The sequence below is a fragment of the Synergistaceae bacterium genome, assembly GCA_017540085.1.
Classification (GTDB): Bacteria; Synergistota; Synergistia; order Synergistales; family Aminobacteriaceae; genus JAFUXM01.
This window is the reverse complement of the sequence record JAFYBQ010000028.1, coordinates 1-19,682: the sequence shown is the minus strand read 5'-3', so window position 1 is coordinate 19,682 and position 19,682 is coordinate 1. Positions and strand designations below refer to the sequence as shown.

At 50.3% G+C, this 19,682-nt stretch carries 22 protein-coding genes; 10 read left to right on the top strand and 12 right to left on the bottom strand.

Features of this window, described 5'->3' with window-relative positions:
* Nucleotides 1-34 precede the first annotated feature (34 nt).
* The 8 genes from ilvC to IKQ95_05500 all read left to right on the top strand — a co-directional run bounded on the left by ilvC (nt 35) and on the right by IKQ95_05500 (nt 9,374).
* Nucleotides 35-1,054, top strand: coding sequence for a ketol-acid reductoisomerase (gene ilvC, locus IKQ95_05535; GenBank protein ID MBR4196158.1), 1,020 nt, complete (start codon nt 35-37; stop codon nt 1,052-1,054).
* A complete protein-coding gene (ilvD, locus tag IKQ95_05530; GenBank protein ID MBR4196157.1) occupies nt 1,038-2,705 on the top strand; it encodes a dihydroxy-acid dehydratase in 1,668 nt (555 codons plus the stop codon). Before ilvC ends, ilvD begins: the two co-directional genes overlap by 17 nt.
* A 106-nt stretch (nt 2,706-2,811) precedes the next feature.
* Nucleotides 2,812-5,211 carry a hypothetical protein gene (locus IKQ95_05525; protein ID MBR4196156.1) on the top strand — a complete coding sequence of 800 codons (2,400 nt, stop codon included), beginning with the start codon at nt 2,812-2,814 and terminating at the stop codon, nt 5,209-5,211.
* A gap of 106 nt (nt 5,212-5,317) precedes the next feature.
* Nucleotides 5,318-5,530 (top strand): 50S ribosomal protein L28, encoded by a 213-nt coding sequence (locus tag IKQ95_05520; protein ID MBR4196155.1) that lies wholly within the window; start codon nt 5,318-5,320, stop codon nt 5,528-5,530.
* Entirely contained in the window at nt 5,520-6,959 is a 1,440-nt protein-coding gene (locus tag IKQ95_05515; protein MBR4196154.1) for a leucyl aminopeptidase, read from the top strand. The genes IKQ95_05520 and IKQ95_05515 overlap by 11 nt, the downstream gene beginning before the upstream one ends.
* 98 nt (nt 6,960-7,057) lie before the next feature.
* On the top strand, nt 7,058-7,771 hold the full coding sequence (locus tag IKQ95_05510; GenBank protein ID MBR4196153.1) for a 2-C-methyl-D-erythritol 4-phosphate cytidylyltransferase: 714 nt from the start codon (nt 7,058-7,060) through the stop codon (nt 7,769-7,771).
* The gene (locus IKQ95_05505; GenBank protein MBR4196152.1) at nt 7,759-8,823 is read left to right on the top strand and encodes an NAD-dependent epimerase/dehydratase family protein; all 1,065 of its coding nucleotides are present in this window, start codon (nt 7,759-7,761) and stop codon (nt 8,821-8,823) included. The genes IKQ95_05510 and IKQ95_05505 overlap by 13 nt, the downstream gene beginning before the upstream one ends.
* Nucleotides 8,820-9,374 (top strand): hypothetical protein, encoded by a 555-nt coding sequence (locus IKQ95_05500; protein ID MBR4196151.1) that lies wholly within the window; start codon nt 8,820-8,822, stop codon nt 9,372-9,374. Before IKQ95_05505 ends, IKQ95_05500 begins: the two co-directional genes overlap by 4 nt.
* A gap of 44 nt (nt 9,375-9,418) precedes the next feature.
* Here the strand turns inward: IKQ95_05500 and IKQ95_05495 are convergent, their stop codons facing one another.
* The 11 genes from IKQ95_05495 to IKQ95_05445 are packed head-to-tail and all read right to left on the bottom strand — an operon-like array spanning nt 9,419 to nt 16,865.
* Complete coding sequence (locus tag IKQ95_05495) at nt 9,419-10,912, bottom strand: hypothetical protein (protein ID MBR4196150.1); 1,494 nt, start codon at nt 10,910-10,912, stop codon at nt 9,419-9,421.
* Nucleotides 10,909-12,414: a hypothetical protein gene (locus IKQ95_05490; protein ID MBR4196149.1), complete on the bottom strand. Its 1,506-nt coding sequence runs from the start codon at nt 12,412-12,414 to the stop codon at nt 10,909-10,911. The genes IKQ95_05495 and IKQ95_05490 overlap by 4 nt, the downstream gene beginning before the upstream one ends.
* A complete protein-coding gene (locus IKQ95_05485; GenBank protein MBR4196148.1) occupies nt 12,411-12,845 on the bottom strand; it encodes a cation:proton antiporter subunit C in 435 nt (144 codons plus the stop codon). Before IKQ95_05485 ends, IKQ95_05490 begins: the two co-directional genes overlap by 4 nt.
* A gap of 2 nt (nt 12,846-12,847) precedes the next feature.
* Nucleotides 12,848-13,882 carry a hypothetical protein gene (locus IKQ95_05480; GenBank protein MBR4196147.1) on the bottom strand — a complete coding sequence of 345 codons (1,035 nt, stop codon included), beginning with the start codon at nt 13,880-13,882 and terminating at the stop codon, nt 12,848-12,850.
* Between the two features lie 22 nt (nt 13,883-13,904).
* Nucleotides 13,905-14,309, bottom strand: a complete 405-nt coding sequence (locus IKQ95_05475; protein MBR4196146.1) for a putative toxin-antitoxin system toxin component, PIN family — start codon at nt 14,307-14,309, stop codon at nt 13,905-13,907.
* A complete protein-coding gene (locus IKQ95_05470) occupies nt 14,306-14,575 on the bottom strand; it encodes an AbrB/MazE/SpoVT family DNA-binding domain-containing protein (protein ID MBR4196145.1) in 270 nt (89 codons plus the stop codon). Before IKQ95_05470 ends, IKQ95_05475 begins: the two co-directional genes overlap by 4 nt.
* A gap of 56 nt (nt 14,576-14,631) precedes the next feature.
* Nucleotides 14,632-15,426, bottom strand: a complete 795-nt coding sequence (locus tag IKQ95_05465; protein MBR4196144.1) for a sel1 repeat family protein — start codon at nt 15,424-15,426, stop codon at nt 14,632-14,634.
* 18 nt (nt 15,427-15,444) lie between these two features.
* On the bottom strand, nt 15,445-15,702 hold the full coding sequence (locus tag IKQ95_05460; protein MBR4196143.1) for a DUF4040 domain-containing protein: 258 nt from the start codon (nt 15,700-15,702) through the stop codon (nt 15,445-15,447).
* On the bottom strand, nt 15,699-16,106 hold the full coding sequence (locus tag IKQ95_05455; GenBank protein ID MBR4196142.1) for a monovalent cation/H(+) antiporter subunit G: 408 nt from the start codon (nt 16,104-16,106) through the stop codon (nt 15,699-15,701). Before IKQ95_05455 ends, IKQ95_05460 begins: the two co-directional genes overlap by 4 nt.
* Nucleotides 16,103-16,396: a sodium:proton antiporter gene (locus IKQ95_05450; GenBank protein MBR4196141.1), complete on the bottom strand. Its 294-nt coding sequence runs from the start codon at nt 16,394-16,396 to the stop codon at nt 16,103-16,105. The genes IKQ95_05455 and IKQ95_05450 overlap by 4 nt, the downstream gene beginning before the upstream one ends.
* Nucleotides 16,389-16,865, bottom strand: coding sequence for a Na+/H+ antiporter subunit E (locus IKQ95_05445; GenBank protein ID MBR4196140.1), 477 nt, complete (start codon nt 16,863-16,865; stop codon nt 16,389-16,391). The genes IKQ95_05450 and IKQ95_05445 overlap by 8 nt, the downstream gene beginning before the upstream one ends.
* Nucleotides 16,866-16,979: 114 nt before the next feature.
* Between IKQ95_05445 and IKQ95_05440 the strand changes: the two genes are divergently transcribed.
* Both IKQ95_05440 and IKQ95_05435 read left to right on the top strand, forming a co-directional pair.
* On the top strand, nt 16,980-17,429 hold the full coding sequence (locus tag IKQ95_05440; protein ID MBR4196139.1) for an ACT domain-containing protein: 450 nt from the start codon (nt 16,980-16,982) through the stop codon (nt 17,427-17,429).
* Between the two features lie 81 nt (nt 17,430-17,510).
* Entirely contained in the window at nt 17,511-18,080 is a 570-nt protein-coding gene (locus IKQ95_05435; protein ID MBR4196138.1) for a hypothetical protein, read from the top strand.
* Nucleotides 18,081-18,169: 89 nt separating this feature from the next.
* Here IKQ95_05435 and IKQ95_05430 read toward each other — a convergent pair whose 3' ends face one another.
* Nucleotides 18,170-19,426, bottom strand: a complete 1,257-nt coding sequence (locus IKQ95_05430) for a sugar transferase (GenBank protein ID MBR4196137.1) — start codon at nt 19,424-19,426, stop codon at nt 18,170-18,172.
* Nucleotides 19,427-19,682: the final 256 nt, after the last annotated feature.

Below are 19,682 nucleotides of genomic sequence, written 5' to 3'. Positions count from 1 at the left end.
AATTTCCACGCAAAAAAAAGGAGCAATAATTTTCATGGCAAGAGTTTATTATGAGAAGGACTGCGATTTAGGCAAGCTCACAGGCAGGAAGATCGCCATCATCGGCTACGGCTCACAGGGACACGCCCACGCAATGAATCTCCGCGATTCGGGCTGTGATGTCATTGTCGGACTCTACAAGGGCGGAAAGTCATGGCCTGTCGCAGAGAAAGACGGCTTTACGGTTATGACAGTCGCAGAAGCAACAAAGGCCGCCGACATCATCATGATACTCATCAATGACGAGAAGCAGGCCGACATGTACCGCGCCGAAATGCTGCCCAACCTCACAGAGGGAAAGACAATCGCATTCGCTCACGGCTTCAACATCAGGTACAAGCAGATTGTCGCACCCGCCGGAGTCGATGTCTTCATGGCCGCGCCCAAAGGACCGGGGCATACGGTGCGTAGTCAGTACGTTGCCGGGAAGGGAGTCCCCTGCCTTGTGGCCGTTGAGCAGGACGCTTCCGGGAAATGCCTCGACACCGCATTAGCATACATTGCCGGGATTGGCGGAGCGAGAGCCGGAATACTTGAGACTACCATGCAGCAGGAGACCGAGACGGATTTATTCGGGGAGCAGACTGTTCTTTGCGGCGGAGTCGTTGACCTCATGCAGTGCGGATTTGAAGTACTCTGTGAGGCAGGCTATGACCCCGTTAATGCATACTTTGAGTGCATACACGAGATGAAATTAATCATCGACCTCGTGAACAGGGGCGGAGTCGCGGCAATGAACTACTCAATTTCCGACACAGCCGAGTTCGGCGAATACGTTTCAGGGCCTCGCGTGCTTCCTCATGAGGAAATCAAAGCCAACATGCGGAAAGTTTTGCAGGACATTCAGGACGGAACATTTGCGGGAAGATGGATCGCCGAGAACAAGAACGGGCGCACTTTCTTCAACTCACGCCGGGATCAGCTCGCAAAGCACCCGATGGAGGTAATCGGCAAAGAGTTACGCGAGCAAATGTTGTGGAAGGACGGTTCAAGCCTCGATGAAGTGTCGAAGTGATAACATCAAAGCCGGAGTCGAACGCACCCCGAATGTTAGCCTGCTTTACGCTTTAGGTTTGACGAAGGAAGAAATTTCCCGCCCTATAATCGGAGTCGTTAGCTCATTCAGTGAGGTAGTCCCCGGTCATATGCACCTCGACAAAATCGCCCAGGCCGTCAAAGAAGGCATTTACGCGGCAGGAGGGACTCCGATGATGTTCCCGGCTATAGCTGTCTGCGACGGTATCGCCATGGGTCATGTAGGTATGAAGTACTCCCTTGTGTCGCGTGATCTTGTTGCTGACAGTACAGAGGCTATGGCGATCGCTCATCAGTTTGACGGACTCGTGATGATTCCCAACTGCGACAAGAATGTGCCGGGACTCCTGATGGCGGCGGCGCGTCTCAACATTCCCGCAATATTCTGCGCCGGAGGGCCGATGCTCGCAGGACATCTCAAGAACGGTAAGCGTACCTGCCTGAGTCATATGTTCGAGGCTGTCGGGGCGTATCATGCCGGGAAACTTGACGAGGCCGGAGTCGACGACTACACCGAGAACGCCTGCCCGTCCTGCGGGTCATGTTCGGGAATGTACACCGCAAACTCTATGAACTGTCTTACGGAAGCTATCGGAATGTCGCTGAAAGGAAACGGCACAATCCCCGCTCCCCTGTCAGCAAGAATCAGACTCGCGAAATTAACGGGCATGAAGATTATGGAGCTTGTGAGGGACAATATACGCCCCCGCGACATTATGACGGCCTCAGCGTTCGACAATGCAGAAGCGGTTGACATGGCTTTGGGCTGCTCCACAAACACAATGCTGCACCTTCCCGCAATCGCTCACGAAGCAGGTGTAACAATCAACCTTTCACACGCAAACGAAATCAGCGAACGCACCCCGAATTTGTGCCACTTAGCCCCGGCGGGCGATACCTTCATGGAGGACTTAGACCGCGCCGGAGGAGTCTACGCTGTCATGAATGAGCTTGCGAAAAACGGACTAATCCGCACAGACCTAATCACCGCCACAGGGAAGACAGTCGCCGAAAATATAGCGGGCTGTGAGATTCTTGACGGTGAAATAATCCGCACGGTGAAGAATCCGTACTCGTCAACAGGAGGTATTGCAGTCCTGAAGGGCAACCTTGCGCCGGATGGCTGTGTGGTGAAACGCTCGGCGGTCGCTCCTGAAATGATGACGCATGAAGGCCCCGCGAGGGTGTTTGACTCTGAGGATGACGCAATAGCCGCGATATATGCCCGGAAGATTAACCCCGGCGATGTCGTTGTGATTCGCTACGAGGGGCCTAAAGGCGGGCCGGGTATGCGCGAAATGCTGAACCCTACCAGCGCAATTTGCGGAATGGGACTCGACACAAGCGTGGCACTGATTACGGACGGGAGATTTTCGGGGGCGACGAGGGGCGCGAGTATCGGCCATGTTTCCCCGGAGGCGGCTTCAGGCGGGAATATAGGACTCGTTCATGAGGGGGATATTATTGCGATTGACATCAACAATTACAGCATAACCCTGAAAGTTTCGGACGAGGAATTAGCCGAACGCCGAAAGAACTGGACTCCCAATGAGCCGAAAATCAAGACGGGCTATCTTGCGCGTTATGCCAAGCTCGTAACGTCAGCGGACAAAGGCGCGATTCTTGAATAGGGAATAATATCCGTGATACCTTCCTGAAATTTTCGGGAGGGTATTTTTTTTGTGCGGATGAATATAATTAGCATAACAAAAATTTCCACATGAGGTGATAATTTTGTTGAAACGTTTATTTTTGGCGGTGCTTGCTGTCGTGATTGTCATGTCAGCGGGTGCTTACGGCGCAAATTTCCCGGTCTCGTATGATTTGCGGGCATTAGGGCGTGTTTCCCCCGTCAGGAATCAGGGCAACTTCGGAACATGCTGGGCGTTCGGCGTTTTCGGCGCGCTTGAGAGCAACTATCTAACGCGGACTGCAAGCGGCAAGATTGAGCCTGTAATAAACAGCAAATCCATGTCTGCGGTAGAGTCAGAAGATTTTGACCTGTCCGAGCTTCATATGGCATGGTATCTCCGCAATGACCCCGACAAGAGATTTCACGAGACTTCCATTATGCCCAGGACTCTCACCCTCGCCACAATCGCGGGTGCCAGTATCCTCCCGGCAGTCTCATACCTTACCCGGCTTGACGGCCCATTGCTTGAGGAAGAGCTTCCGTACCTGTCGACAGCAGTCCTCCGCAGCATAGGCTACAGCGGCGATATTCCGTCCAAGTGGTACGACTTCAAGCAGTATCCTTCCTACGAGCTTTTCCAGAGTGCAGCCCAATCCGCGCTTGGGCATAAGCTCCTTCCCGAACCCACCGCCGCCCCGGATGCCTCGTTTGATGTTCAGCTGAGGGTTACTGATGTTCTTTTCGGCTCGGAAGTCCCTGTATGGCTCAGCCGCGAGAGTGCTTACAGGCAGTTCATCAGCAGGGATATGGTAAAAGACCTCGTCATGAAGCACGGCGGAGTCTCGGTAAGCTATAACGCTGACGGAAGCGGACGCTTAAACGGCGGAAAGCTCGCTTACTATAACAAAGGCGATGAATTTAATCATGAAGTCGTCATAGTCGGCTGGGATGATACATTCTCGAAAGACAGGTTTGTCTTAACCGGCCCGCTTTCAGAAGACGGCGCGTGGATCGTCAAAAACTCCTGGGGAACTGACTGGCCTGAAGGTGTCGCGGACAGCAAAGACCAGGGATATTTCTACATGTCTTACTGCCAGCCCGTACAGGACGGAGCCGCGTTTATCGTCGAAAATCTGTCCTCTGACCTGAAACTCTACCAGCATGACCCGCTCGGATGGTGCGACGCTTACGGCGAGGACAGCACAACAATGTACGCCGCAAATGTCTTCAAGGTTCGCTCCACAGGAGAAGTGCTAGAGGGAATATCATTCTACACGACAGAGGCCGGGGCGACAGTTCAGTGGCAGGTTTACGACAACGGAGCAACAAAGCCGGAAGCAGGCCCCTATGTTCCCGGCGCGACTCCGCTGGCAAGCGGCACAGAGACATATAAGAATGCGGGCTACCACACAAAGAAGATGACCAGCAATATACCGCTCGGGACATACTTCACTGTTGTTACAAGAGTAACGAATCCGCACGAAAAATATCCCCTTGCAGTAGAGAGAAAAATGGAACACCGATCAGATTTCGCGGCGGTGCATGACGGAGAGAGCTGGTTCTCTGGAAGCGGCCGCACTGGTACATGGTGGGACGGAGTGAATACATACAATGCAGGAAAGCAAATCCCTATGAACGCCTGCATTAAGGCATTCACAACAGGCGGAACAGGCACGGAAGTTAAAGCCGACCAGAAGATGATACTCGGCAGGTATCTTGTCGAATACCCTGAAGCAGGCAGCGTGAAGGATGTCGAGTCAAGCAATGACGTTCGCCCGAACAAGAATATACCCGATGAGCCTCTAGCGGCAAGGCTGATATACGCGCCCAGAGACCTCAGCGGAGATACATACCCAATCGGCACGAAAATAAATTACTGGCTCGCCAACGTAACAGAAGCGCACGAATTTGTAGAGGCTTACGTCTCAGCGGCAAACACGACATATCCCACAGGAATGATTCCTTACGAAGCAAGCCGCGACTATGACCCCCTGTTTGATGAGGGCTGCTCGCCTGATGTTTTCTGGGAGGCCGGAGACGGAGCGGAGTACCCTGTATACGGGCCGTTTGTTACTTCTGTCGACGAGGACGGCTATATTTATCTCGATGTCAGCAATCTTAGGTACGAGAGCGGGGACTACGGCTCAATCCCGAAAGGGTACTATGATTTTGTCTACACAGCCAACCCGGACGATGAAGACGAATTTATGGGAAGCCTTGAGCTTAGGCTCGCCTCGACAAATCTGCCCGCCCCCGAAAGCCCTGACGTTATAATCAGCCACGATGTGATAATCAGCCGCGACATTATTACAGTAGTGAGCAGGGAAATTGAGATAAGGTACGAGAGTCATGATGTCATCCGCTACGTGAGCAGGGATGTTCCCTCAAGCGGTGATGTTGTTCTGGCGGTCGGCTCCGGCTCAGGCGGAGGGTGCGACTCAGGATTCGGACTCGCGTTCCTCGTCATGCTCGCGGGAACAATTCCGGCCATGAAGAAACGCTAAAGCCCGGAAAAATTTTGTCTCCTTGCCTGAAAACGGCAGGGAGATTTTTTTTGCCTCAATGCTATAATACCGTTCATATTTCACAAACAACGGAGGATTTTTTATCATGGCTAAATTTTGCGAGTGCTGCGGGCGCGGGCCTGCTTCAGGAAATGCCGTAAGCCATTCAAACCGTCATACCCGCAGACGCTGGAACATCAACCTTCAGACCGTGAGAATTGACGCGGGAGACGGCGAATTGATGAAGGTCAAAATCTGCACAAAGTGCCTCAAGTCCGGGTTCGTAAAGAGGGCTTCAGTCAGCGCAAATGCAGATTAACCGCCGGGACGAAAATCATTCGCCCGATTCGCTGTTAGTGCTTCTGCGTGAGGAGGACTGCAAGAATCTCGCTCCCTTTGGCGGGGAACTGGCCTGGATTCTCTCAGTCCTCATTTCGCGCAAAGACTTCACGGGGAAAAAGGACTCCCTTCTCCGCGTTCCTCTTGTTGAAGGCTGTCTGTATGTCGCCGGACTCGGAAAGAAGGAGAAATGCACCCTCAATATTATTCGTGAGGCACTTTTCAGAGGCTTGCGGAAAATCGGAAAGTCCCGCGGGAAAGTCGCAGACGTATTAATCTCCCACCTGTCAGAATATGACGGATTATCTTTCGCATTGGGCGAGGCTTGCGGGCTTTGCGCTTACGATTTCGACAGCTACAAGACAAAGGGCAAGGACTATGAGCCGTTTACACTCACGGAAATATATTCTGACGTTTACGGCGATGATGTAGATACGGGGATAAAGTTTGCGGACGCTCAGACATTCTCCCGCTCAATCGCGAATGAGCCGGGCTGCGCTGTATGTCCTGCGACAATGGCCGAGAAAGCCGAGTCCCTCGCAAAGGAATACGGGCTTGAGTGCGACATATGGGACGAATCCCGCCTGAAGTCCGAAAGGATGGGCGCGCTTCTCGCGGTCGGGAGCGGCTCAGAGAATCCCCCGCGGCTTATTCACCTTACGTACAGGCCAAAGGGAACGCCGTCAAAGAAAATTGCGTTTGTCGGAAAGGGAATAACATTCGACAGCGGCGGCCTCAACATAAAGCCCGACAATTTCATGCTCACAATGAAAGGCGACAAGACCGGGGCATGTAATGTACTCGGAATCATGAAGGGAGTCGCGGAATTAGGACTCGGAGTCGAGGTTCACGGATTCCTGTCATGCGCCGAAAATATGCCGTCGGGAAAATCATACCGCCCTGACGACATAATCACCGCCCGAAACGGAAAGACGATCGAAATCAACAATACTGACGCGGAAGGAAGGCTAGTTCTTGCTGACGCTCTTTGTGCCGCAAGCGAGCTGAAGCCGGATGTTATTGTCGACATGGCCACACTGACCGGGGCATGTGCTGTAGCGTTAGGGAAATACAGGGCGGGACTCTTCACGAACGATGACGGACTCGCCGGGAAGATTCTTGACGCTTCATCACGAGAGGGCGAACCGTTTTGGAGAATGCCTCTTGAAGATGAGCATATAGCCGAGTCGCTGAAGTCTCCTTTTGCTGACCTCGTGAACGCGGGAAACAGGTATGGCGGTGCGATATTCGCGGCGTTGTTCCTGAAGGAATTTGTTGCTGACGGAATCGCGTGGGCGCATATGGACATCGCCGGGGTAGATTTCTGCGACAAGGAATACGGAGTATACGCAAAGGGCGCGACATCTTTCGGGGTAAGGACATGCCTAGAGTATCTCATGAGGCTTTAGCACCGGGAATAATATCACACAGGCCGTGAAGGTTTTGCAGATGATGAGACTGTGAAGCCCTCGCGGTTTTTTTGTATTCACTGAAGGGAGAAATATTTATGTCAAATGTAGCAGTGCTTACGGCGGGCGGCTCAGGCAGCAGAATGCATCAGGACATCCCGAAACAGTTTCTTACGGTTAATGAGCGTCCTGTTATTGTCTATACGCTTGAGGCATTCGAGAGACACCCGGAAATTGACGCTATATGTGTTGCCTGTCTCAGAGGGTGGGAAAATGTGCTTGACGCTTACGCAAAACAGTTCAACATTACAAAGCTGAAGTATATTGTTCCCGGCGGTGCTACAGGTCAGGAGTCCATAAGTAACGGAATATTTGAGCTTGAGAAGCATTATTCCCCGGATGATATTGTAATTATTCATGACGGAAACAGGCCAATGCTCTCGCCTGAAATTATCTCCGACAATATACGTGTTGCCTGCAAGAACGGGAACGCTATAGCCGCGATACCATGCGCTGAAGTCATACTTGAGACCGAAGACGGCAAAGAGTCGGCGAAAAGCTACAGGCGCGAAACTCTCAGGCGGACTCAGACTCCTCACGCATTCAGACTCGGTGATATATGCTCTCTTCACCGCAGGGCAAAGGAGTCCGGAATAGCCAGCACAGCAGCTTCATGTGAGCTTGCGCTGAAATTGGGCGTGAAAGTATACTTTTCAGCAGGCTCAGAAAAGAATCTCAAGCTCACCACGCTTGACGACATCGATATATTCAAAGCACTTCTGAAAACGGAGCGGGCATCATGGCTGAAATAGGGAGCATTTACTCCGGGGGCTTGTGGCTCTCTGACATTGACGCGCTAATATCCTCACTCCCGGAGCTTGAGACGCTCGCGGAGAAATCCGTCCTCATCACAGGCGCGGGCGGGCTGATATGCTCAACAGTTGCCGACCTTCTCATACGATGGAACGAATCCGGCCATGACCCAATCAGAATCATCACAGCAGGAAGGAACGAGTCCAGAATCCGCGAAAGGTTCGGGGAATTTTCCGGGCGGGATTATTTCTCGTTCATGAAGTATGACGCAACGGACTCAGAAATTCCCGGCCTCACCGCCGATTACGTCATTCACGGCGCGGGCAATGCTCATCCGTCAGCCATGTCAGCAGAACCAGTTGAAACAATGTCAGCCAACATTACCGGGATGAACGCAATCCTCAAAGCGTCCGGGCATGGTGTGAAGCGTGTGCTGTACGTCTCAAGCAGTGAGGTTTACGGCAGAAGGTCAGACGGAAACACAGCACCTTTCACGGAGAACGATTACGGATATGTTGACATACTGAATCCCCGGAGCTGTTACCCCGCGGCGAAAAGGGCGGCGGAGACTCTCTGCGCGTCATATGCTGCGGAATACGGAGCTGATGTCGTCATAGCCAGACCGGGACATGTCTACGGGCCGTCAGCAGCGGAGAATGACAGCCGTGTGTCCTCGGCGTTCGCGTACATGGCCGCAAGGGGGCAGGACATCATCATGAAATCGGACGGGCTTCAATTGCGGAGCTGGTGCTACTCTCCTGACTGCGCCGGGGCAATCCTCAAGATTCTTCTTTGCGGGGAAAATGCAAACGCCTATAACATTCCGGGCGATATTATGACAATCCGCGAAATGTCAGGGATATTAGCGGAGTCGGGCGGGGTGAAAGTGATTCGCGAGGGAGCTTCCGACAGTGAGCGCAGAGCCTTCAACCCTATGAATAATTCCTCTGTTGACGGTGGAAAAATTCAGGCGTTAGGGTGGAGGAATATTTTTGACGCTGAGATGGGACTCACGCATACCGTAGAAATTCTCAGGGGAAAGATTTCATGACTCCTGAAGATGATATGCTGAAGTATGTGCGATATTCGTCCGTGTTTATGGCGGTGTTCATGACTCTGTGCCTTGCGGTGTCGGTTGCGCTGATTGTTGCGGGCGGGCTGAAGATTTCCGGGTACGCTGATTTGCCGGTGTCAAAGCTCGCTCTTCCTGTAGGGTTATTGCTGATGGGCTTTGCGTTTGTGCCGTCATTAAGTTACAGGAGAATGAAAAATTTTCTTACGAACAACGGAATATATCAGGAAGCAATTTCAGATTTCCCGTCAGCAAAATCATTTATGGATGACCGCATGAGGATGGGAGATAAATACATTTTCTGCCGGAGGAAGTGCGTCATTCTCAGGTATAGCGACATACGCAGGGTGTATCATAATTCCGACTTTGAGCGCGGGCAGGAAACAAGCCGGACTCTTTGCGCCGATGACATTTCCGGGTATGTGTGGTATCTCTGCCAGCTTGAGACTAATACCGACAATCAGCCCGGAATGAAAGAAGCCCTCGATTTCATGACAAGCAAAAATAACCTAATCACAATAGACAGTTGAGCGCAAAATAAATCCCCCTTACCATTTCGGCGAGGGGGAAAATTTTACAGCAACGCAGGAATGATTCTCGTGTTCACAAAATCTACAATGCTTCCGCCAAATATCCCCGTCATAACAGCCCCGGTAGCAAGCAACAACAGAGGCACAATCATTTTCAGCGGCAACAGCTTGAACGGTACAACGCTCGAATAGTCGTAATCATCTCCCGGGAAAAATGCGTCCGTAACAATCGGCAGCAAATATCCCGCAGTCAACAGCGCGCTAATCATCAGTATCACAATCCCGAACAAGCCGAAATTCCCAAGACCCAGCGCACCCGCGGCCATGTACCATTTCGCCGTGAAGCCCCCCGTAACAGGAAGCCCGATTAGCGAGACTGACGCAAGAGCGAAACACGTCATCGTGATTGGCAGCTCCTTTCCGACACCGCGCAATTGATCCGCGTAGTGATAATTCGCCCCCTGAAACGTGAAGTATATTACGACTCCTGCGCTGAGGAACAGACAGCTTTTCGCCATCGCATGAGCCGCAATCTGTAGCACCGCTCCCCGAATCCCATCCGGCGTAAGCAGCATCATCGCAAATACAACGTAAGAGACCTGACTCACGCTCGACCACGCAATACGCTTCTTCAAGTGAGGCTCTATATATGCCATCATCGAACCCGTGAATATCGTTAGCAGTGCCATACACAGCAGGGCGGTCTGTACCCAAGTCCCGCGCAGAAAGTCATCGCCCACAACGTAATACACTACCCGGAACATCGCAATCACTCCGGCTTTCGTGATGAGTCCTGAGAGTACCGCGCTTGCGGGAGTCGGTGCCTGCGGATGTGCTGTAGGCAGCCACGCATGAAGGGGGACAATTCCGGCCTTTGCTCCGAATCCCACGAGGGTCAAAAATGTTACAGTCAATAGCATTCCTTCATGATGTTCCGCCGTAATCCGCGCCATGTCCAAGACTCCCCCCGGCGTGAACTCCATCGATACCCCGTAAACCTGAAAGAAGAAAAATCCCCCTAACGCCATAGCCGCGCCCGTGAGAGAGTAAAGAAGGTACGAAATTGTAGCCCGGATTGACTCGCGTTTCTGTGAGTGCATTACCAGCGGGAGAGTCATAAACGTCATAAGCTCGTAGAACATGTAGAGGGTCAGAAGATTCGCAGAGGACGCAACGCCGATTAATATTCCGAATGTTGACAGGAAGAATGCATAAAATCTGTCGACAGGTGGCCGCCTCCGCAAATATTCAAACGCATACAGCGTAACAAGAGGCCATATAAACGCAACGAGGCACGAAAACGCCCGCGCAGGGTAATCCATTCTGAACGCAATAGAAAGTGTGTCAGTAATCCGCCACAAGGTTACGGCTTCCCCGTTCGTCAAAATTGCCGCCGCGAATGTTATTGCTGACGTTATGAATGTCATCACGCCTACGTAAACATGCCTGTCCTCGAAAATTGGCCGGAAGAAAAGCGCGAACCCCGTCAATATCGGAAATATTATCGGCGAAAGTATCAGTATCGAGTTGCTTATCATAGTACATTCACCCCCCGTGTAATCAGTCTCAGCAGAGGAACGCAGAACAGTCCCAAGTAGAAATTCAGCGCAAGAAATACGGACATTGATATTTTGTACGACAATGTAGGAGCATGAGCCGTGAAATTCTTTTGAGCGTCCTTATTGTGAGTCAGGACAACGATAACCGCCGGGACGTAATACAGAGCGTTTAACACGGAGCTAGTTGCAAGTGCTGTTAATGCCCATATGACTGTGGAATGATCGAATGACGCAAGAGTCAGGCTCAGTTTTGACGCAAAGCCCGCGAATCCCGGTATGCCCATCATCGAACACGCTCCCGCAATCAGTCCGAGTCCCGCCCATATGTTTACGTAGAATGTACCCATGAGAGCGTGAAGACCTTTCTTGTGTCCTGCTGCGTTGCTGAGTCCTCCTGCTGCTGTGAATAGCATGGGCTTCACGCAGGCATGAACGATAATGTGAAGACATGCCGCGGCGATTCCTGCGGTTGTGTTGAGACCGACTCCCATGAAGATATAGCCGACCTGCGCCACGCTTGACCACGCAATCATCCGCTTGACGTTCTTTTGACGGAGCGCGTGAACTGAACCCATAATCATGGCCGTGATTCCGAGAATGAATATCACCGTGTCCATTCTCAGAAGGTGAATCACATCGAGACCGTATACCCTGTAGAATATCTTGATGATGGTGAATATATGACCCTTCAGAACGAGTCCCGATAAAATTGCGCTTGAAGCGTTTGTTGATGAGCCGTGAGCGTCGGGAAGCCATGAAGCAAAAGGATATAACGCGCTCTTTATGGCGAGTCCCGCTGTGATTAAAGCGAGTGAGACTGTCAGGGGCATCATGTATCTTTTTGTCGCAACAAGCTCACCTATTGCCCGGTGCATATTCTGCATGAGTAAATGACCCGTCAAATCATACAGGAGGCATATAGCAATCATCACGAGTCCCGAACCTACGAGGCTCATAACGAGGTAACGCAATGCAGCTCTTACTGTCTCTGCGCTTTCTTTCACCGCAACGATAGCGCAAGCTGCAATAGTGTTAATCTCAATGAACACATACGCGGTGAAAAGGTCATTTGTGTACGTGAGCGCAAGAAGTGAAGCCGTCAGCAAATTCACGAGGACACAGAAAATGTTACGGCGTTTCGGTGCTATGTCCTCTGCTGTTGATGAGAAATTCCCGGTAAGCGACAATAACATAGCAACGCAGAACACTAACGACAATACAGCCTCAAGAGGCCCGGCGCGTAATTCATTGCCCCAGGGCGCGGGAAAATGTCCCATCGCAAAGTTGAAGCTGTGAGTCTGGCCTCCTGCTGTCAATGTGTAAAGGAGATATGCTGACATTAGACCGACAAACGCAACCGCAAAGCACGATAATTTTTCGGGGATTCTGTTTCTGTTCGGCAATAACGGGGTAATTATCGCGCAAATCATCATGACGAAAATACTGGCGAACGGGATATTGTATGCGAACATTCCGATCATGATAATACTTCCTCTTCCGCCTCATCGATTCGGGCTTCAATCTCGGCTTGTTCCTCCGTCATTCTCATTAGTGCCTCGTCAATATTGAGAGTCCCGTAGCTCTCGTAAAGTTTCAGAGTCAAAGCCAGCGCGAACGCCGTAACACTCACGCTCACGACAATTCCCGTCAGAACAAGCCCTGCAGGAACTGGATTCACGTAGACTGACGCGGAATTGACCCATCCCCCTGCGCCGTTCTCAATAAGAATCGGTGCTGCTCTTCCCTCAACGTAACCCTTTGCCGCGAGGAAGAGATATACAGCCGTATCCATAATGTTAAGGCCGATGATCTTCTTGATGAGATTGCGCTGTAATAACAGGTTGGTGAGTCCTATACCTGAGAGAATTACGGCGGCGGCCTCGTAATGATTGAGCAGTAATTTTTCGAGCATGTCTAAATATCCCCCTCGCTGAACAGTGCGTAAAATCCGTAAAGAGTCCCGGCAACGATTAATCCCACGCAGATATTCAGAGGGAGTATCAATCCTCCGCTGAGAATGTCGCCGATTGTGCCTTTCGGTATGATTGAGTGAATGTGATTCGCGCCCGTGAAGAATGAATAGCCTTTAGAGAGCGCGTAAATCATGAGAGCTGTTGAGCTTGAGACAATGAATGTGCGTTCATTGAAGAAGCTGTGAACACGTCCGAAACCGTAAGCATTAGCCGCGAGAATTAATGCTGTGCTGAGGATTGCGCCTCCTGAGAAGCCTCCGCCGGGGGATAAATGGCCGTTGATGACGACAACGCAGCCCATCATGAGAATGACGGGTATTGAGAGGTTAGCGACTCCGCGTAAAATTGTGTCATCTTTTCGGAGCGTTGAGATACCGCCATTTGTCTCCATGCTGTTACCTTCCTTCCGCTGTAGCTCCCTCCCCCCTAACTTAGGGGGGACACCGTTTACGGAGGGGGGTAAGAGGGGTAACGTGGAAGCGGCATTTTTCCGTGAAGCTCCCAATAACATTAGGACGCTCACAGCTGCCGTGAAGAGAACCGCCGACTCTCCGAAAGTGTCAAAAGCACGGTAATCGAGAATGAGTCCCGCAACGATATTCTGCGCTCCCGTTTCGTGTCCGCCGTGTTCAACGTAACGCCGGATAACCTCATTGTTCGCGGGATTCCTTTCATGGCCGAACGGGGGAAGCTCCGCGACAGTAGCAAGCAATAACGAGACAATGACAACGCATGTTAAGACGCTGAGTCCGGCATAAAGCACCGAGAATAAATGCAGGCCGTGAATTTCGAGCCATTGATTGTAGCGTTCCTTTAGTGTTGCCTCGTGGAAGCGTGAATATTTGTCCTTTGGTCTTTGCGTGAATGGTAAATCGGGGGGCGGTTCGGGGGGGATAACTTCATTTTCGGGTCGCGGGCCTATGCCCATTACCCAGTTGAAGAAGGACTGCCATATTCTGCGTAATTCTTCGTTCAAGGTTGTGTGTCTCCTTCCGTGTTTATGTGATGTCAAGAAATTCTGACGCGCTCATGATTTTCGGGGAGGTTATGCCGGAGCTGAGAAAATCTTTGTCGCCTGTGATGAGAATATCGGCTTTTGCGTGTATAGCGGCTCTGAGTATAGGGCGGTCTTTCACGTCCCTGACTCGGCTCTCTGAAGGGCTTATGCAGGGCGGAATAGGAACGAATATTAGCGCGGGAACGGTGTCGGACAAAAATTTTTCCAGCAGGTAAAGACGGTTGCGGAATTTGTCATAAAATGTGCTTATCATCTCGTCTATATTCTGCTGGCATATCATACCGATATTCGGGAATGAGCGAGCTTTGTAGAATGCCCTTGCCGGTTTGCTGTCAGGCCATAAAGTAGCGGAAATCAGAATGTTTGTGTCAATAAATATCTTCATCGTGAATTTCGCCGCATGTCCATAATGTAATCAACAACATCATCATCAGATGTCCATCCTGCTTCTTCAGCTGCGCCCTTCATGGCCTCCTGAAGCTCACTGAAAGCCCGTGTTGCCGGATTAACGATTCTGACTTCTTCACCGTCAGTAATGAACATGACTCTTCCGCCGTCTGATAGTCCCAGTAATTTCTGGATTTCGCCGGGAATAATGATTTTGCCGTCCTGAATGGTGCTGATATTGTCCGTGAATGTCTGTGTGTTCATTGTGCGAGTCTCCTTTCGTCGGGCTACCATGATTGACCTAGTTCCTTTAATGCGTTCTAAGATTTAGTATGTCCCTGCTGGGCTGCCATACGCCACCATTTGAATGCCTCTGAATAATTAGGAGTTACTCCCAAACCATTAAAATACATCACTCCTAAATTGTGTTGTGCCGAAGCATCTCCCTGTTTTGAAGATTTACTATACCATTTGACAGCTTCAGAATAATCTTGTTTTACACCTCTGCCCTTGTGGTATGCGAAACCTAAGTTATATTGTGCTACAGCATTACCTTGCATCGCTGCCTTACGATACCACTTGACAGATTCAGCAAAATCTTGCCTTATTCCCCAACCATTTCCATACATGGCACCAAGATTATTTTGGGCAATCACAAATCCTTGTTCAGCTGCTTTTCGCCACCACCTAATTGCTTCAGAGCTATCTTGTTCTACCCCATAGCCTTGGTTATACATGAGACCTAGATTATATTGCGCTCCCGCATCTCCCTGTCTGGCCGCTCTTATGAGCCACTTAACAGCCTCCGTATAGTCTTGTCTTACTCCCTCGCCCTGCATATATGCGAATCCTAAACAAGATTGTGCCTTAGTATGCCCTTGTTCTGCCGCTTTCATGAACCACTTGACAGCTTCAGCGTAATTCTGATTTACTCCATCTCCGTTAATGTATGCAAGACCGCGTTTATATTGTGTCTCTGCGTCTTCGATCTGTGCTTCTCTGCTCTGGACTTTTTTGCGTCTTCCTTTTTTTGACGCTGACAACGCCGGAACAGCACAGCATACCACCATTACAACCGCCATAAATACCGCCAATACCCGAATTTTCCTGCTCATGATTATTTCCCCCTTCTGTTACTTCTCTTCCTCGTCCTTATGTCCCATCCTCCCAATCTTACGCAGTGCAAGAAAGAACAATACGCTCGTTACCCCCGCCCCTACTGCTGCTTCCGTAATCGCTAAGTCCGGCGAACGTAACAGCACCCATATCACCGCCATCACCAAGCTGTAGCTCATGAAGATAATCACCGAGTTCAATAAATTCTTCGAGATCGACACAGCTACAGCGCAAACTATCAGGAATAGCAGTAACAGCCACTCAATTATTATCATTTGCGCTCACCGCCTTTCCCTGTCTCCCCTAAGTTAGGGGGGAAACCGCCTGCGGAGGGGGGTAATTCTTCAAATGCGGGATTACAGGCGGTCAAGTCAACAAAATCGCATATCTGCTCCAAGTTCGGATTCGTCTTCACTTCCGCACGCGCCACCAAATGACTCGCCGCAGGGTTGCACAGCCATAGGAACACTATCACCAGTCCCAATTTCAGCGAGTACACCGTGAAACCCGAAAGCACTATCAGCCCCGAAAGCATTAACAGCGCGCCGAGAGTGTCGCATTTGGCCGCAACGTGAATACGGTTCAGCATCGTCGAGAACCTGAATATCCCAATCGTAGCAATTCCCAGCACAAACAGCCCCGCAAGCATTAACACTCCTGCGATTATCACCCGTATCATTCCTCTTCCCCCTCTTTCTTTTCGATGACCGAACGCGCCAATACCACGACAGACAGGAAACTTATTGCCGCGTATATCAGGCATATGTCAGCAAGGTAGCTTTCTCCCACAATCAGCGACAGAACCGCGATTAGCAGGATTATCTTTGTCCCGATTATGTTCGCCGCTATTATCCTGTCCGAAAATCTAGGCCCTAACGCCGCACGCATTAAGCACAAAAATATTGTGGCCGACAGAAATACCGCACTCCCAATTAACAGGACATTACGCAAACTTTCAGCACTAGGCATTGAATTTACCCTCCATTCCCGCTAAAAGCCTCTCGAATATGCTGCCCTGAAGGCCGTCTGCTATTTCACGGTTCAGAGCGTGGACAAGAAGATTATCACCCTCAAGCGATACCGTTATTGTTCCCGGTGTCAATGTGATTGAGTTCGCAAGTGCCACCCTCGCCGCCTCTGTCTTTAACGGAGTCTTGAACTTCACTAAGCACGGCTCTACGTCAATATGAGGAGCTAGCACAAGTTTTATGATTGAGAAGTTAGCGCGGACTATTTCAGCGAGAAGCACAATGACATACAGCAGAATGTGAGGAAGAATTTTCACGGCCATGAATAATTTTCCGGCTGTCAGGTTCAGGCAAAGCACCCTGCGTATGAACACGTCAAGCGCGAATGATATTAACGCTCCGGCAATGACTATCTCAAAAGTAATCCTGCCGTTGAAGATTAGCCATAACAAGAAGTAAACGAGGCTCAATAATATACACCTCCGGCGTGATTTGTTTTGTGTGAAATGTGATTGATTTCTGAAATTTTAGCATAGCACGTGTAAAATTAACTCATCACAATTTGCAGAAGGAGAAAATTTTTCATGCACGATATTACATTCAATGAAGAGTGCGTTCACGTTGTCTTTTTGGGACTGCCGAATGTCCCGGGAATCGCCGCTGAGATTTTCGGGGCATTGTCGGCTCACTTTGTCGGGGTCAGCATGGTAACTCAAAACACAATGCGCGGAGGACGCTCGGATCTGTCATTCCTCATCCCGAAAGAAAGACTCGATGACGTTATCCCGATATGCCGTGAAGTGTCTGAGAGGGTCGGCGGGCAGGGCGTGTCCTTCATGTCGGAAGTCGCCGCAATAACTGTCGCGCTGAAATCTCCGGCTGACTCGGCTCATGTCCTGGCGAAAGTTTTCAGGGTGCTGGCCTCCGCAAATGTCAACATCGAAATCATCAACTCAACGGCAGAGAGTGCCATATGCGTCGTAAGCAAGACACATGCCCGCGAGGGACTCGAAGCGTTAAGGCAGGCGTTTTAATGTTCGGCATTGTGCCTAAATGTTTGTTTTCTGTGCTACAATAACGCCTGATAATTTACACGAAAGGCTGTGCGTAAAATCATGAAGAAATTTACAGTATGCGCGTTAATTCTCGGACTTGTTGCCCTGATGGCTGTTCCCTCGTTTGCATGGGACGCGGCGAAACAGAAGCAGTTAGGCCAGGACAAGAACAAAATGACATGGTATATCCTCGATTACGGCAAGGATGCAAACGGAGTCCCCTTTGCGGTCTCACGCAAATACTACACCAATCCCACAATCAAGAACGACACAATCGAGCTTCTTATGTCAAAGTTCGGTCTGTCGCCTGAGAAAGCCGGAAGCCTCTACTTTACTGAATACGGCTACGAGTACACCCCCGACGGGAAGCAGTTTGCACAGACATATGTCCGCCACTATGACATGCTCGGCAATGAGATTCACGGCACTGTCTACGATGACAGCTCAGAGGCCACAAAGAAAGAGTTTATAGCCCTATCAGCGGTTGCAGGCTCAACTCCGGCCAAAGCCGCCCAGTATGCACTCGGAAGGTCTGTAGCGTCAGAGACAAAAGCAACAGCAAAGAAATCCACCGCAAAGAAATCCAGCACAGTCCCTGCGAAAAGAGTCGTCCGCGCCAAGAAAAAGTAACATAGGCACTCAGGGGAAAAAAAACTCCTCCCAAAATTAACGGGGGGAGTTTTTTTTGTGCGCCTTTCGGGAAAAATGCGGGCTTACTTTTACGGTTTTATCCTGAATACCGCAATGAGAATTGTCTTCATGATAATCACCATGTCGAGCCACAATGACCAGTTCCGTATGTAGTATATGCTCATCTCACCGCATATTCTCATGTCGTCCTTCCGCAGACTTATCTGCCATAATCCTGTTATGCCCGGCTTTACCGCTGATATTTTCCGGGTAGCCTCTTCGCCGTAAATGCGCGTCATGTATTCCGGCGTTAATGCCTGCGGGCCTACAATCGACATTTCACCCCTAAGAACGTTAAACAGCTTGGGCAGGCCGTCAATGTATGGGTGCCGGGAATTTCCGTCCTCTGATGACCTGAATTTGTACATCATGAATGTTTTTCCGCCAAGCCCTGAGCATTTGTACCGTGAAAATATTTCCCCGCCGTATTTCCGTTTCATCTTCAGCGCGAAATATATCATCATCGGCGATGTTATCAGAAGCCCGGCCAGTGCCGCGATGTAATCGGCAAAAGACTTCACCGCACGGCTGACAGGACTCAGCAACCCCTGCGAGGCTGATATAACCGGCATTCCGCCGACATCCCTGACCGATGATGAGAACGTAACAAGCATGTACATGTCCGGGATATAATGCACCTGCCTTACGCGGAACTCAACAAGGCTGAGTATATGCGTCAGAAGGTCGCGGGAGGCTTTTGATATAGCTACGGCTACTTCGTCTATCCTTTCCCGCTCACAGACTTTCTCGAAATCATCAATAGCTCCAAGAACTTTGAACCCTGCGACCTTTCTGCCCCTCTTTGACTTGTCATCGTCAAGAAAACCAATCACATGGGCAAGCGTGAAAGGGTGATGGGTGATTTTTCTCGCGAATATTTCGCCTGTCTGCCCCGCTCCCAGTATGATTATGTTTGTTGACAGAATGCCCAGCGCAAATAATACCCTCCTGAAAATATAGCGGGACATTGAACACAGCGGTATGAAAATTATTGTCCCCGCCGACATCATGAAGCGCGAGAAGTCAAAGCCCTGCGAGTAAAAATAAAGCACGACAACCAAAAGTATCAGCACGGAAGATTTCAGGATAGCTTTCATTTCGTCCCATAGCTGCCACGTCTTGAAGGCGTAAAGCGAATTGGAGTAGAACACGGCAAGCATTGTACATGTGAAAAGCGTATTGGCCTCCGGCGAGAAGGGGTGCATATTTCTCCATGCCATGAAGAAATTTACCGCAAGCCTGAAACTTAGCCGGAAAATTAGAACGTCAAGCGCGGCCTGAAACAAAGCAGCAGTTATCCTAGTAAAATTTTTCTGATGTCTCATTGCAATTTACATATGCCTTTCTGCGGAATTTTTGCTAGTATATCATGAAGCATTATCAGGAGGCATATTTCAGTCCGTAACCTCACGGCTAAAGCCGGAGGCTTGTAAAAGCCTTGACTGACTAGCCTTAGCGTAAGCTACGTTGCCTGCGAATATATAGGCACCTACGGACGTAAATCCTAATCTGTAGCACTGCGGCTTGTGATTAAACAGTTCT

Coding starts and splice junctions, on each gene's coding strand:
- IKQ95_05495 (MBR4196150.1), bottom strand. CDS start 10,912: ATGATAAGCAACTCGATACTGATACTTTCGCCGATAATATTTCCGATA.
- IKQ95_05435 (MBR4196138.1), top strand. CDS start 17,511: ATGAAGAAATTTACAGTATGCGCGTTAATTCTCGGACTTGTTGCCCTG.
- IKQ95_05455 (MBR4196142.1), bottom strand. CDS start 16,106: ATGATACGGGTGATAATCGCAGGAGTGTTAATGCTTGCGGGGCTGTTT.
- ilvD (MBR4196157.1), top strand. CDS start 1,038: ATGAAGTGTCGAAGTGATAACATCAAAGCCGGAGTCGAACGCACCCCG.
- IKQ95_05450 (MBR4196141.1), bottom strand. CDS start 16,396: ATGCCTAGTGCTGAAAGTTTGCGTAATGTCCTGTTAATTGGGAGTGCG.
- IKQ95_05460 (MBR4196143.1), bottom strand. CDS start 15,702: ATGATAATAATTGAGTGGCTGTTACTGCTATTCCTGATAGTTTGCGCT.
- IKQ95_05475 (MBR4196146.1), bottom strand. CDS start 14,309: ATGAAGATATTTATTGACACAAACATTCTGATTTCCGCTACTTTATGG.
- IKQ95_05515 (MBR4196154.1), top strand. CDS start 5,520: ATGCAGATTAACCGCCGGGACGAAAATCATTCGCCCGATTCGCTGTTA.
- IKQ95_05510 (MBR4196153.1), top strand. CDS start 7,058: ATGTCAAATGTAGCAGTGCTTACGGCGGGCGGCTCAGGCAGCAGAATG.
- IKQ95_05500 (MBR4196151.1), top strand. CDS start 8,820: ATGACTCCTGAAGATGATATGCTGAAGTATGTGCGATATTCGTCCGTG.
- IKQ95_05485 (MBR4196148.1), bottom strand. CDS start 12,845: ATGCTCGAAAAATTACTGCTCAATCATTACGAGGCCGCCGCCGTAATT.
- IKQ95_05440 (MBR4196139.1), top strand. CDS start 16,980: ATGCACGATATTACATTCAATGAAGAGTGCGTTCACGTTGTCTTTTTG.
- IKQ95_05465 (MBR4196144.1), bottom strand. CDS start 15,426: ATGAGCAGGAAAATTCGGGTATTGGCGGTATTTATGGCGGTTGTAATG.
- IKQ95_05505 (MBR4196152.1), top strand. CDS start 7,759: ATGGCTGAAATAGGGAGCATTTACTCCGGGGGCTTGTGGCTCTCTGAC.
- ilvC (MBR4196158.1), top strand. CDS start 35: ATGGCAAGAGTTTATTATGAGAAGGACTGCGATTTAGGCAAGCTCACA.
- IKQ95_05470 (MBR4196145.1), bottom strand. CDS start 14,575: ATGAACACACAGACATTCACGGACAATATCAGCACCATTCAGGACGGC.
- IKQ95_05490 (MBR4196149.1), bottom strand. CDS start 12,414: ATGATCGGAATGTTCGCATACAATATCCCGTTCGCCAGTATTTTCGTC.
- IKQ95_05520 (MBR4196155.1), top strand. CDS start 5,318: ATGGCTAAATTTTGCGAGTGCTGCGGGCGCGGGCCTGCTTCAGGAAAT.